Below are 12,172 nucleotides of genomic sequence, written 5' to 3'. Positions count from 1 at the left end.
GGCGCGGAGAGCGGGTGCCGGATCGGCGGCGCGGATTGCGTCGCGGATTGCGTCGCGCGCCGCGATGGGCTGTGACTCGGCCCCGCCGAATCAACGGAGACGAGCGAGACGATGTCGGGTGGTCACGGGGCGGTCGAGGGGTCGAACAAGCGCGTGGCGCTGCTGATCTCGGTGCTGGCGCTGTTCCTCGCGTTCAGCGAGACACTGGGCAAGGCGTCCCAGACGGATTCGATCGGCGCCAACGTCGAGGCCGCGAACCAGTGGGCCTATTTCCAGGCCCGCACGATCCGCGCGACGGTGCTCAAGACCGCCGACGAGGCCCTGGCGCTGGTGCCCCCGGGACCGAACCAGGAGGCCATCGCCGCCAAGCGCGCCGAGTGGTCGAAGACGCTGGCGCGCTGGGATTCGGAGCCGTCGACCGGCGAGGGCCGCAAGGAGCTGTCCGAGAAGGCCCGCGCCTCGGAGGGCCGGCGCGACCTCGCGCTGCTGCGCTACCACCACTACGAGCTGGCCTCGGCGGCCTTCCAGATCGGGATCGTGCTGGCCTCGGCCGAGGTCATCACCGGGATCAGCCTGCTGGTCTTCGCCGGCGGCTTCCTGGGCCTCGCCGGGGCGGCGCTGCTCGGCTTCGGCTACCTCGCGCCGCACGCCCTGCCGTTCTTCCACTGAGCGGCCCCGGCCGCCGGCAGCGACGTAACGCCACCCCCGATCCCGATCGATCGAGCACAAGCGTCGCCGCACTGGACGCGCGGTCCGGAAGCTGATCGTCTCGGCGCATTCCAGGGGGGAATGATGTCGGAACACTCAGAAGACCAGGGACGCCTGACGAAGGTCGCCAGCGCGATCTTCCTGCACACCGAGCACGCGATCTACGCGGCGCTCGGCATCCTGCTGGCGCTCACCGCCCTCGTGGCGCTGATCGAGGCCGCCGGCATGACCTGGGAGGCGATGCGGGCGCTCGGCGGCGCTCAGCAGATCCTCGAGGTGATCGACCGGCTGCTGTTCCTGCTGATGCTGATCGAGATCCTGCACACGGTCCGGGTCTCGATGCGGTCGGGGACTCTGACCTGCGAGCCGTTCCTGATCGTCGGGCTGATCGCCTCGATCCGGCGGGTTCTGGTGATCACCCTGCAATCGTCGGAGATCATGCACGCCAAGGACTGGTCGCCGGAGAAGCAGGCGCTGTTCCAGGCCTCGATGATCGAGCTCGGCGTGCTGGCGGGTCTGATCCTCACGATGGTGTTCGCGATCTTCCTGCTGCACCGCGCCCGCGACGACGGCAGGCCGGCCGGCGAGGAGAAGCCCGAGCACGTGTCCTGAGAGCCGCGCGCCTTCGCGGCGTTCACGAAGGACCTGCACCGATCCGTACGCCTGACGGCGTCCGGATTGCCCTGACCGTCCTTACGAGCGCAGCGAAGCAATCCGGTTGCGTCACGCCGACCGAGGTAACGCTGCACTGGGTCGCTTCGCTCGCGATGACGGAAGGAAACCGAACCGGAATTGGAAATCAGTTCATCCGCAGGATCGCGGCGTTGAGGAGCGTCGCGAAGGCGACCCAGGCCGCGTAGGGGACGAGGAGCCACGCCGCGAGCCGGTCGAACCGCCAGGTCAGCCGGATCGTCCAGAGCACCATCACCAGCAGCATCGCGACGACGATCAGGCCGGCGCCGATCGCGTGGGCGGTGAAGAAGACCGGCGTCCAGGCGGCGTTGAGCGCGATCTGCACCAGGAACGCCGCGAGGGCGAGCCACCAGCCCTGGCGGCTCGGTCCCGTGCGCGGCATGGCGCCGAGCAGGCGCCAGAGCGAGACCGCGATCATCGTGTAGAGGATCGTCCAGGCGACCGGGAACACCCAGTTCGGCGGGTTGAAGGCCGGCTTGTTCAGGCTCGCGTACCAGCCCGGGATCTCCGCCTGGGTCGACACCGAACCGACGGCGGCCGTGGCCGCGACGGGCAGGATCGCGGCGGCGAGGCGCAGCCAGCGCGGTAGGGGCGATCCCTCGGGGACCTGTGTGGCGGCGGCCATGATCGTCTGTCTCCACGGGGCGCGGCATGTGGCGTGGCATGTGGCCCGGCATGTGGCGCGGCATGTGGCGCGGCTTGCCGGCACCCGCGCGCCGTGGCACGCGCCCGTCTCCATCCGCCGAGAATCGCCAGATGTCACAGCCTTACGCGCCGCCGGGTCCGTCGGATACCCGGAGCGACGCCGAGCCGGAATACACGCGCCGGAGCCTCGCCGCCCAGGCCATGGGGCGGATCGAGCCGGAGACGCGGGCGGTGGTGATGCCGCTCCACGTCGCCACCACCTTCATCCGCGATCCCGACAACGGCTACAGCTCCGGCTACAGCTACGCGCGGCCCGACAACGCCACGGTGCGCGAGGCGGAGTCGGTCCTGGCGATGCTGGAGGGCGCCGCCGCCGGCGCGCTGCTGTTCGGCTCGGGGATGGCGGCGGCGACCGCGGTGTTCGGCGCGCTGGAGCCCGGCGACCACGTGGTCGCCGGCACGGTCATGTACTGGGCGCTGAAGCGCTGGCTGCGCGAGGAGGCGCCCCGGCGCGGCCTCACACTGAGTTTCGTGGACACGGACGACGCGGGTGCCCTGCGCGCCGCGATCGAGCCCGGCCGGACCAAGCTCGTCTGGATCGAGACTCCCGGCAACCCGCTCTGGACCGTCACCGACATCGCCGTGGCGGCCGAGATCGCCCACGCGGCGGGGGCGCGGCTCGCCGTCGATTCGACGGCCGCCTCACCGGTGCACACGCGCCCTCTGGAACTCGGCGCCGACATCGTGATGCACTCGGCCACCAAGATCCTGAACGGTCATTCCGACGTGGTTGCGGGCGTGCTGGCGGGGGCGCGGGCCGACGCGTTCTGGGAGCGGATCCGGGGGATCCGCGCCGGCAGCGGCGGGATCCTCGGGCCGTTCGAGGCCTACCTGCTGATGCGCTCGCTCCGGACCCTGCACCTGCGGGCGGCCGCGCAGGCGGCGGGCGCCCTGCGCCTCGCCGGGCGCCTGAGCGGGCACCCGCACGTGACCCGGGTCCTCTACCCGGGCCTTCCGGACGATCCCGGCCACGCGGTCGCCTGCCGGCAGATGCGGGACGGGTTCGGCTTCATGCTGTCGATCCGGGTCGCCGGCGGCGAGGCCGGCGCCATCGCCACGGCGGCGCGGGTGCGGCTCTGGAAGCGGGCGACCTCGCTCGGCGGCGTCGAGAGCCTCATCGAGCACCGCGCCTCGGTGGAAGGCCCGGGCAGCCCCTGCCCGCCGGACCTGCTGCGCCTGTCCACCGGCATCGAGGACACGGACGACCTGTACGGCGATCTCGACCAGGCCCTGCGCGGCGCCCACGCGGGCTGATCGTCACGGGCGCTTGGTGCCGAACCGGCTCCTGGCGCGTTGTGCCGGCAGTTCCGGCGGCGCGAACCGCCACAGATCGCGAGTCCGACGACATGACGACCCGTTCCCGCACGATGGTCCCCGGCACCTTCGCGCTGCTCATCCTGGCGCTCGCGCCGGCCTCCGCCCGGGCCGACGCGGTGCCCGATCTCGACGTCGAGCGGACCTGCCGGTCGGCTCAGGTCGCCAACACGAGCATCAGCGACAAGGCGAATTACGACGGCTGCATCCGCTCCGAGCGCGACGCCAAGAAGGAGGCCGAGCGCCACTGGAGCAGTTACACGCCCGCCGCGAAGAGCCAGTGCCAGAACCAGTTCAAGGCGGGCGGCTTCCCCTCCTACGTCGAGATGGTGACCTGCCTGGAACTGGCGTCCGGCACGGTGCCGACCCAGAGCGCCGAGGGCGGCCGCGCGGTGGGCGGGCCGGGTGCGCCGAAGGACGTCAAGGTGCAGCGGGAGGGCGGCGCCAACCTGACCAAGGAACCGCCCGCGAGCCAGCGCACGGATCCGATCCAGGTGCTGGAGAACAAGTAGGCGGCGCGGGCGCCGTCACGCGCCGCTGTCGGCCGTGGTGATGAAGGGGAGGTCCACGGTCTCGCGGCCGGCGCGTTGCCGGGTGCCCGCGATGAGGGCCCGCACCGCCGCGGCGACCCGGGCGCGCTCGGCGGCGCGGTGATTCTCCCCCCTCTCGTCCGGCATGCCAGCACAGCTTCCGACGGGGCGCGACGCGGCGCGCGGGCGTGCTATGGGCCGAATCCTCCCCCCGCGCATCAGCCCTCGCTCCCGCCGGCCCCGTGAACGCCCTCGCCATCATCGCCCCGATCTTCGGGATCGTCCTGATCGGCTGGGCCGCCGCCCTCGCGGGGCTCCTCTCCGACAAGGTCAGCGACGGGCTGTCGGAATACGTCTTCGCCGTCGCCGTCCCGGCGCTGATCATCGCCACGCTGACCAAGCCCGGGATGAGCGGGACCATCGCGTGGTCCTACTGGGTCGCGTATTTCGGCGGCGCGGCGATCTCGTGGTCCGTCGGCACGCTGATCGCCCGGCGGCGGGCCGGGATCGAGCGCCGGGGTGCGATCCTCCACGGCTTCGCGGCGAGCCAGTCGAACACGGTGTTCGTGGGCGTCCCGATGATCCTCCAGGCCTACGGCGAGGAGGGCGCCTTCCCGCTGTTCATGCTGCTGGCCGTCCACCTGCCCCTGATGATGGGCAGCGCCACTTTCCTGATCGAGTCCGATTCCGGCCTGCCGGTCCTGGCGCGGATCCGCGGGCTCGCCCTGGTGCTGCTGCGCAACCCGATCTTCGTGGCGCTGCTGATCGGCATGGCCATGAAGGCCCTCGGCCTCGCGCCGGTCGGCATCGCCCAGTCGCTGATCGACGCCTTCGCCGGCACGGCCTCCACCTGCGCCCTGGTGGCGCTGGGCGCCGGCCTGAAGCGCTACCGGGTGCTGTTCGACCTCAAGGGTGCGCTCGTGATCGCGCTCCTGAAGAACCTCCTGCACCCGCTGGCGGTCTGGGTCCTGGCCTTCCACGTCTTCGCGATGCCGGCCGCCTACGCGGGCGTCGCGACCCTGTTCGCCGCCATGCCGGTGGGGATCAACGCCTACCTGCTGGCGGCGCGCTACCGGACCGAGACTGGCATGGTCGCGGCCTCGGTCCTGGTCTCGACGCTGCTGGCGCCACTCACCACGCTGCTCTGGCTCATGCTCCTCGGCCGGGCGTGACGGCGGCGCCCCGGCGTCACCGCGCGCGTTGGACCGGGCGGCGCGCGGGTCTAGGGTAGGGTCAAGCGCGCGGGCCGCGAAGACCCGCGCCACCCTGCAGGCGAGGAATCTCGATGAACGCTCCGATGCGCCCTCCGGGCAGCGCCTCCCCGTCGGCCCCGGCCTCGGCCCGCTTCGTCTGGGACGATCCCTTCCTGCTGGAGGATCAGCTCACCGAGGACGAGCGGGCGATCCGCGACGTCGCCCAGAGCTTCGCGCAGGAGCAGCTCCTGCCCGGGATCGTCGAGGCCTACGCCGACGAGAAGACCGATCCCGGCCTGTTCCGGAAGATGGGCGAGCTCGGCCTGCTCGGCGTGACCCTCCCCGAGGAGTACGGCTGCGCGGGCGCCTCCTACGTGGCCTACGGGCTCGTGGCGCGGGCGGTCGAGGCGGTGGATTCCGGCTACCGCTCGATGATGAGCGTGCAATCCTCCCTCGTGATGTACCCGATCCACGCCTACGGCTCGGAGGAGCAGCGCGAGAAGTTCCTGCCGAAGCTCGCCTCGGGCGAGTGGATCGGCTGCTTCGGCCTCACCGAGCCGGATGCCGGCTCGGACCCGGCCGGCATGAAGACCAAGGCCGAGAAGATCGACGGCGGCTACCGGATCTCCGGCGCCAAGATGTGGATCTCGAACGCCCCCTTCGCGGACGTGTTCGTGGTCTGGGCGAAGTCCGACGCGCACGAGGGCGCGATCCGCGGCTTCGTCCTCGAGAAGGGCATGAAGGGCCTGTCCGCCCCGACGCTGAAGGGCAAGCTGTCCCTGCGCGCCTCCACCACCGGCGAGATCGTCATGGAGGGCGTCGAGGTCGGGGAGGACGCGCTGCTGCCGAACGTCTCGGGGCTGAAGGGGCCGTTCGGCTGCCTCAACCGGGCGCGCTACGGCATCTCGTGGGGCGCGATGGGCGCCGCCGAGGATTGCTGGCACCGCGCCCGCACCTACACGCTGGAGCGCAAGCAGTTCGGCCGGCCCCTGGCGCAGACCCAGCTCGTCCAGAAGAAGCTCGCCGACATGCAGACCGAGATCGCGCTGGGCCTCCAGGCCTCGCTCCGGGTCGGGCGGCTGATGGACGAGGGCAAGATGGCGCCCGAGATGATCTCGCTGGTCAAGCGCAACAATTGCGGCAAGGCGCTGGACATCGCCCGCACCGCCCGCGACATGCACGGCGGCAACGGCATCATGGGCGAGTACCACGTGATGCGCCACGCCCAGAACCTCGAGACGGTGAACACCTACGAGGGCACCCACGACGTCCACACCCTGATCCTGGGCCGGGCCCAGACGGGGCTGCAGGCGTTCTTCTGAGGCGCGGAGGACGCGCCTCCCACCGGGTCACCTCATCCTCAGGTGCGGCGCAGCCGCCTCGAAGAAGTCCCCCGGGATCGCGGCGATACCGGGAGGCTTCCTCGAGACCTCCGCTGCGCTTCGGCACCTCAGGATGAGGGCGCGGGCGGGGTCACTCCCCGCCCTCGTCCCCGGCGAGCGACCACTCGAGCACCCGGGCGAGGTGGTCGTAGGCGCCGTACCGGCTGGCATATTGCGGGTAGGGCCGCGCCGTGTAGGCCGCCTCGCCGGTCATGAACCGGGCTACCAGTCCCCGGAGCCGCGCGGCGTGCTCGGCCACGATCGCCTCCACGCCGCGCTCCTCGCCCCGGGGCGGCTTCACCGGGATCGGGACGAAGGGCTTCCGCCCGCCCGAGGCGTGGACGTAGAGCAGGTCCGGCGTCGTCTTCACGGCCGGCAGTTCCGCGAAGGCGCCGTGCATCAGCATCGCCGCCTCCAGGGTGAGCTGCGGCGAGAACCCGGAGAAGATCATCTTGCCCGAGGGCGGCGTCCCGGTCTTGTAGTCGACGATGCAGGCGGTGCCGTCCGGCCGCAGCTCGATCCGGTCGGCCCGGGCGCGCAGCGTGAAGGTCTCGCGCCCCATCGGGATCGCCCAGCGCCCGGAGACCTCCGGGTAGACCCGGGTCAGGCCGGGCCGGCGCCGCGCCTCCCAGTCGAGATAGGCCGAGGCCATGCGTTCGTAGCGCGGCCACCACTCGGCGTAGAGGTTCGGGTACTCCGCCTCGATGTCGCCGAAGGCGTTCACCGCGAAGTTCAGCAGCCGCTCCGCGGAGTCCGGCGGCAGGTCCTTGGGATGGCGACTGGCGAATTCCGCGAAGACGTCGTGCACCAGGGAGCCGCGGGTGGCGACGCCCGGCGCCGCCGCCAGCGGGTCGAGCGGGTCGAGCCCGAGCACGTGGCGGGCGAAGATGCTGTAGGGATCGCGCACCAGCGTCTCGATCTCGGTGACGCTGAGCGAGCGCGGGAACAGGGCCGGGTCCGGCTTCGGCGCGGGGCGCTTCAGCCGCGGCTCCGCCGGCGCCGTGTCCAGCCGCGCGGCGAGGCCCGCGAGCCGGCGCCCCGCGTGCAGGACGGCGTCCCAGCGGGCGTCGCCCGAGAGCGCGCGCAGGCGCTGGATCAGGCGCGACGGCACGGTCGGGGCGCCCTCCCGCTTCAGCGCCCGGGTGATCACCGCGTCGCGGCAACCGAGCGCCTGCACGAAGTCGTGGGCCATCTGCCCGATCCGCCGCTCGGGCGGGTTGAGGCCGACCCGCTCGCGCATCGGCCGGTTGAGGAACGAGTCGGTCAGCGTGCGCACCGGCCAGACGCCCTCGTCCAGCCCGCCGAGCACCACGCGATCCACCGACAGGAGGCGCGCCTCCAGCAACCCGAGGATGCGCAGGCGCGGATGCGGCGCCTCGCCCGAGCAGGCGACTTTGCGCTCCCGGGCGAGCGACGTGAAGAAGGTGGCGTAGTCGTCGAACCGCCCCGGCATCAGGCCGGGCTCCGCCATCTCCAGGTCGTCGAACAGGGCGTCGAGGCAGGACAGGGATCCGTCCGTCTCGACCGGGGGACCCTCCTCCGGCCCGGCGATCAGCCGGTCGCACGCCTCACTGTGACCCGCGGCGGTGGTGACGAGGTCGCATTCCCCCGCCCCGTCCGGTCCCGGGAAATCCCGGAACACCAGATCGAGCCGGTCCAGCAGGTTCGCGGCCAGCTCCCAGTCGACGTCCTTCAGGCGGCGCTTGGCCCGGGGCCGGTGCTCGGGCGGCCCGGCGCGCTCGGCAGCGAGGGCCTTGCGCAGGCCGTCGAAGCCCGGGGCCGGAACGGGGCCGCGCAGCAATCCGATCTCCAGGGCGGCCGCGCCCCGGACCACGTCGGGACGCGGCAGGCCGAGATGGACCATCGGATGGGAGAGCAGCGCGATCAGCCGGGCCGGGATCGCGTCGGCCTGATCGCGGGCAAGGTCGGCGGCGAGTTCCGCCGCGAGCCGGGCGAGCCGCCCGGCCGGGCTCACGGCCAGGGACAGCCCGGCGGAATCCTCGGCCACGATGCCCCAGCGCAGCAGCTCGACGGCGACCCGGCCGGCGAGCCCGCGGTCGGGCGTGATGAGTGCCGCGGTGGCACCGGGGGTCTGCAGGGTCTCGCGCAGCGCCAGCGCCGCGACCAGCGCCTCCTCGCGCTCGTCGGCCGCTTCGGCGAGCGCGAGCCCCTCGAGGCCGAGGCGGGCGACGGTGTCGCGCTCGGCCGGGTCGAGGGCGGCCCACGCGTCGGTGGTGTCGGCCGGCCGCAGGGCCTGCGACAGGAGCGCGGCTCGCGCCGCCTGGCCGGGGTCGGGCTCGCCGAGGGCGACGACCTCGGCGCGGTCGAGGTTGAGGTTCTCCGGTCCGAGCAACCGGTGCAGCACCGCCTGCGGATGGCCGTGCGCGATCACGCGGGAAAAACCCTCGCCGGTGTCGATGCCGTCCCAGCCGGCCCCGTCGAGGTCGAGATCGAGCCCGGGCAGGACCACGGCGCCGTGGGGCAGCTTGGCCACGGCGGCGATGAGCCGGGCCGTGGCGGGGACGGAGCCCAGCGAGCCGGCGACGATCACCGGGTCCGGCGTCGCGCCGCGCGACAGGCGCCTCTCCTCGGCGAGCACGAGCCCGCGGGCGCGGGCGACGGGATCGGCGAGGCCCCGCTCGGCCAGGAGCTTCGGCCAGTTCTCGGCGGCGATCTTCACGAAGTCGAGGGTCAGGCCGAAGTAGCGGGAATACTCGGCATCGACGGCCGCGCCGATCTCCGACCAGGGCAGGCCCTCGACGGTGAGCGCGTCCATCAGGCGCTCGAGATCGCCGGCGAGCCCGACCGCGTCGGCAGGGGAGGACGGCACCAGGAACGGCACCTCGGCGTCCAGCGGCAGCAGCGTCCGGTCGACGGTCCTGGCCCAGGCCTGGACGAGGCGGGCCAGGATCAGCCGGCGCTCCAGCGGCGGCATCGGGATGCTCAGGGGGTCGGCGTTCTCCTCCAGCAGCGGCTCGGCGGCGAGGTCGAGCTCGGCCTCGTCGGCCTCGCCGAGCGGCACCATCCGCGGCAGCAGCGTCGCCTGGCCGGGCGCGTCCCGGCCGAGCCTCTCGGCCAGGATCGCGCCGAGCGCCCGGGCCGCGCGGCGGGTCGGCAGGTAGATCGTGACGGAGGCGAGCGCCAGCGGATCGTCCGCCACCGGCCCGACCAGGCGGCCGGAGAGCAGCGCCTCGGCGAGCGTCGGCAGGAACGGGACGCCGCGGGAGATGGTGAAAACGGCCTGTCGGGCGGGCATGGCTGGGCTTCTACGCTCGCGCCGGGGCGGCGGACAGGGGACGATGGGCCGCTGGGGAACGATCGCGCGGCTTCCCTCCCCGCATCGGAGGAGTTCGGTCGCGCTCCGCCGCTGTCCTCAGCCCTTCGCCCTCGCGGCGGCGCCGTAGCCGGCGCGGCGGCCGAACACGACGCCGGAGGTCAGCCCCGAGCCGCCGGGATAGCCGTTGAAGAACACGCCACCGACCATCTCGCCGCAGGCGTAGAGGCCAGGAATCGCGCCGCCGTCCGCGCGCTTCACGCCGCCGTCGTCGCCGACCTCGACGCCGCCGTAGGTGAAGGTGATGCCGCCCGTGACCGGGTAGGCCTTGAACGGCCCGGTCTCGATCCTCTGCGCCCAGTTCGACTTCGGCAGGTCGAGCCCCTTCGTGCCGCGCCCGTCCTTCACGGTCGGGTCGAAGGGCACGCTCTCGTCCACGGCGGCGTTGAACGCCGCGATGGTCCGCCGCGCCGCCGCGCGGTCGATGCCCTCGAGCTTGTCGAGGAGCCCGTCCAGGGTGTCGGCCTCGACGAAGTGCGCGTCGTGGAACCGGTACTCGCTGTAGAGCAGGTGATCGACCTTGGCGTCGAAGATCTGCCACGCCACGTGCCCGGGCTGCTCCATGATCGAGCGGCCGAACTGGGCGTAGGTGTAGTTGCGGAAATTCTTGCCCTCGTCGACGAACCGCTCGCCGTCCGCGTTCAGCATGAGGCCCAGGAAGTAGCAGATCTTCCGGTAGTGCTTGCGCTCGCCGTGCGGCAGCTCGAGGTTGCCGTAATCGGGGGTGTGCAGGTCCATCGGCGTGGCGTGGCAGCCACCGTAGAAGCCGTGGGCCTTCGCGCCGAGGTCGAGCGCCATCTGCAGCCCGTCGCCCTGGTTGTGGGGTGTGCCGCGCACCCGGGCCTTGTCCCAGCCCTCGCCGATGAAGCGTGTCCGGAGGGCGGCGTTCGCCTCGAAGCCGCCGCAGGCCAGCACCACGGACGTCGCCCGGACCGGACCCTGCGGCGTCTCCACGCCGACGACGCGCCCGTCCTCCACGATCAGGCCCCGGGCCGGGCAGCCGTAGCGGATCTCGCCGCCGGCCCGAGTGAAGGCCTCCAGCTCGGCCCGGGCGAGGCCGAAGCCCTCGTCGTGGGTGGCGAGCGTCAGGCCGCCCCAGAACACGAAGCGCCCGTCCTTCTCGAACGATTGACGGGAGTAGATCGGCTCGAACTTCACCCCCTGCGTCGCCAGCCAGCGCAGGGCCGCGCCGCTCTCGTCGATCAGGATGCGCTGCTCGCGCGAGAGCGGCCGCCCGTCGTTGAAGCCGAGCAGGTCCGCCTCGAATTTCTGTGCCGTGTAGGCACCGAAATCGGTCCGCGGCAGGCGCGGGTCCTCGGGATCGACCAGCAGCGGGATCAGGTCGTCGTTGCCCGCGTAGACGAAGCGCATGGCCCCGGCCGTGTAGGCGGTGTTGCCGCCGGCGAGGTCCCGCTCGGCCTTCTCGATCATCAGCACAGAGGCGCCGCGCTCCAGGGCGGCGAGGCCGGCGCTCATGGCAGCGTTGCCCGACCCGACCACGACCACGTCCCACGGCGCATCGTCCGGACGCTGCATGCTTGCCTCCTCTCCAACAGCTGCTCTCGGAGCATTGTATACGTTTGCATGCAATTCTTCGCAAGCGTTTCAGGCGTCACGCTTTCGCGCTATGGCCGAGCCGAGGAGAGCCGGACATGAAGGCCAGCGAAGCGGAGCGCTCCAGCGGCGCCGGCGCCTACGAGCGGCTGCTGCGGGCGATCGAGGAGGGCGAGCTCGCCCCCGGCAGCCGCCTGCGCGAGGCGGAGCTTGCCGAGCGGTTCCAGATCAGCCGCACGCCGGTCCGCGAGGCGCTCGGCCGGCTGGAGGCGCAGGGACTCGTCGCCCACGAGCCGCACCGGGGCGCCAGCGTGGCGCAGCTCGACTACGGGCAGGTGAGCGAGCTCTACGACCTGCGCGAGGTGCTGGAGGGGACGGCCGCGCGCCTCGCGGCGATCCACGCCAGCACGGTCGAGACCGAGATCCTGGAGGAGATGGTCGCCCGGGACCGGACGCTGCTCGGCGACGCGCCCGCGCTGGCACGGACCAACCGGCTGTTCCACCGCCAGATCCACGGGGCGGCGCGCAACCGCTTCCTGCAGGGCACGCTGGAGACGATGCGCCTGTCGCTGGTGCTGCTCCCGGGCGCCACCACACTGGCGGCGCCCGACCGCGCCGCGGAATCGCTCGCCGAGCACGCGGCGATCGTGGCGGCGATCCGGGCCCACGACGGGGATGCTGCCGAGGCCGCTGCCCGGGCCCATATCCGCGCCGCCTTCAAGGCGCGGATCCGGATCTGGCAGGAGAGTTGAGGGCCCC

11 protein-coding genes are annotated in these 12,172 nt (G+C 72.5%); 7 read left to right on the top strand and 4 right to left on the bottom strand.

Annotation, left to right across the window (positions count from 1 at the left end; translation table 11 throughout):
- Positions 1 to 111 precede the first annotated feature (111 nt).
- Together ASG32_RS24120 and ASG32_RS24115 are read left to right on the top strand one after the other, a co-directional pair.
- Positions 112 to 669: a DUF4337 domain-containing protein gene (locus tag ASG32_RS24120; protein ID WP_020090790.1), complete on the top strand. Its 558-nt coding sequence runs from the start codon at positions 112 to 114 to the stop codon at positions 667 to 669.
- A 123-nt stretch (positions 670 to 792) separates the two neighbouring features.
- Positions 793 to 1,320: a phosphate-starvation-inducible PsiE family protein gene (locus tag ASG32_RS24115; RefSeq protein WP_056532064.1), complete on the top strand. Its 528-nt coding sequence runs from the start codon at positions 793 to 795 to the stop codon at positions 1,318 to 1,320.
- A gap of 187 nt (positions 1,321 to 1,507) precedes the next feature.
- Here the strand turns inward: ASG32_RS24115 and ASG32_RS24110 are convergent, their stop codons facing one another.
- Positions 1,508 to 2,026, bottom strand: a complete 519-nt coding sequence (locus ASG32_RS24110; protein WP_056531498.1) for a TspO/MBR family protein — start codon at positions 2,024 to 2,026, stop codon at positions 1,508 to 1,510.
- Positions 2,027 to 2,157: 131 nt separating this feature from the next.
- On the opposite strand from ASG32_RS24110, the gene ASG32_RS24105 reads away from it, so the two are divergent.
- Together ASG32_RS24105 and ASG32_RS24100 are read left to right on the top strand one after the other, a co-directional pair.
- The gene (locus ASG32_RS24105; RefSeq protein WP_056531496.1) at positions 2,158 to 3,360 is read left to right on the top strand and encodes an aminotransferase class V-fold PLP-dependent enzyme; all 1,203 of its coding nucleotides are present in this window, start codon (positions 2,158 to 2,160) and stop codon (positions 3,358 to 3,360) included.
- 92 nt (positions 3,361 to 3,452) lie between these two features.
- Positions 3,453 to 3,932 (top strand): hypothetical protein, encoded by a 480-nt coding sequence (locus tag ASG32_RS24100; RefSeq protein ID WP_056531494.1) that lies wholly within the window; start codon positions 3,453 to 3,455, stop codon positions 3,930 to 3,932.
- Between the two features lie 15 nt (positions 3,933 to 3,947).
- Here the strand turns inward: ASG32_RS24100 and ASG32_RS33510 are convergent, their stop codons facing one another.
- Complete coding sequence (locus tag ASG32_RS33510; RefSeq protein WP_199866158.1) at positions 3,948 to 4,097, bottom strand: hypothetical protein; 150 nt, start codon at positions 4,095 to 4,097, stop codon at positions 3,948 to 3,950.
- A 95-nt stretch (positions 4,098 to 4,192) separates the two neighbouring features.
- On the opposite strand from ASG32_RS33510, the gene ASG32_RS24095 reads away from it, so the two are divergent.
- Together ASG32_RS24095 and ASG32_RS24090 are read left to right on the top strand one after the other, a co-directional pair.
- A complete protein-coding gene (locus ASG32_RS24095; protein WP_020090796.1) occupies positions 4,193 to 5,122 on the top strand; it encodes an AEC family transporter in 930 nt (309 codons plus the stop codon).
- A 113-nt stretch (positions 5,123 to 5,235) separates the two neighbouring features.
- Positions 5,236 to 6,465 (top strand): acyl-CoA dehydrogenase, encoded by a 1,230-nt coding sequence (locus ASG32_RS24090; RefSeq protein ID WP_056531492.1) that lies wholly within the window; start codon positions 5,236 to 5,238, stop codon positions 6,463 to 6,465.
- 151 nt (positions 6,466 to 6,616) lie between these two features.
- On the opposite strand, the gene addB is transcribed toward ASG32_RS24090, so the two are convergent.
- Positions 6,617 to 9,781 (bottom strand): double-strand break repair protein AddB, encoded by a 3,165-nt coding sequence (addB, locus tag ASG32_RS24085; protein ID WP_056531490.1) that lies wholly within the window; start codon positions 9,779 to 9,781, stop codon positions 6,617 to 6,619.
- Between the two features lie 117 nt (positions 9,782 to 9,898).
- Positions 9,899 to 11,395 carry an FAD-dependent tricarballylate dehydrogenase TcuA gene (gene tcuA / locus ASG32_RS24080; protein WP_056531488.1) on the bottom strand — a complete coding sequence of 499 codons (1,497 nt, stop codon included), beginning with the start codon at positions 11,393 to 11,395 and terminating at the stop codon, positions 9,899 to 9,901.
- Positions 11,396 to 11,511: 116 nt separating this feature from the next.
- Here tcuA and ASG32_RS24075 point away from each other — a divergent pair, with 116 nt between their 5' ends.
- Positions 11,512 to 12,165 (top strand): GntR family transcriptional regulator, encoded by a 654-nt coding sequence (locus ASG32_RS24075; protein ID WP_056531487.1) that lies wholly within the window; start codon positions 11,512 to 11,514, stop codon positions 12,163 to 12,165.
- Positions 12,166 to 12,172: the final 7 nt, after the last annotated feature.

This window comes from Methylobacterium sp. Leaf361 (assembly GCF_001424445.1).
Lineage (GTDB): Bacteria > Pseudomonadota > Alphaproteobacteria > Rhizobiales > Beijerinckiaceae > Methylobacterium.
The sequence above is the reverse complement of the archived record's forward strand: the minus strand, read 5'-3'. Positions and strand labels throughout refer to the sequence as shown.

Excerpts from the sequence above, each read along its gene's own strand:
- tcuA (WP_056531488.1), bottom strand. The coding sequence starts at position 11,395 with ATGCAGCGTCCGGACGATGCGCCGTGGGACGTGGTCGTGGTCGGGTCG.
- ASG32_RS24075 (WP_056531487.1), top strand. The coding sequence starts at position 11,512 with ATGAAGGCCAGCGAAGCGGAGCGCTCCAGCGGCGCCGGCGCCTACGAG.
- addB (WP_056531490.1), bottom strand. The coding sequence starts at position 9,781 with ATGCCCGCCCGACAGGCCGTTTTCACCATCTCCCGCGGCGTCCCGTTC.
- ASG32_RS24090 (WP_056531492.1), top strand. The coding sequence starts at position 5,236 with ATGAACGCTCCGATGCGCCCTCCGGGCAGCGCCTCCCCGTCGGCCCCG.
- ASG32_RS24110 (WP_056531498.1), bottom strand. The coding sequence starts at position 2,026 with ATGGCCGCCGCCACACAGGTCCCCGAGGGATCGCCCCTACCGCGCTGG.
- ASG32_RS24115 (WP_056532064.1), top strand. The coding sequence starts at position 793 with ATGTCGGAACACTCAGAAGACCAGGGACGCCTGACGAAGGTCGCCAGC.
- ASG32_RS24120 (WP_020090790.1), top strand. The coding sequence starts at position 112 with ATGTCGGGTGGTCACGGGGCGGTCGAGGGGTCGAACAAGCGCGTGGCG.
- ASG32_RS24105 (WP_056531496.1), top strand. The coding sequence starts at position 2,158 with ATGTCACAGCCTTACGCGCCGCCGGGTCCGTCGGATACCCGGAGCGAC.
- ASG32_RS33510 (WP_199866158.1), bottom strand. The coding sequence starts at position 4,097 with ATGCCGGACGAGAGGGGGGAGAATCACCGCGCCGCCGAGCGCGCCCGG.
- ASG32_RS24100 (WP_056531494.1), top strand. The coding sequence starts at position 3,453 with ATGACGACCCGTTCCCGCACGATGGTCCCCGGCACCTTCGCGCTGCTC.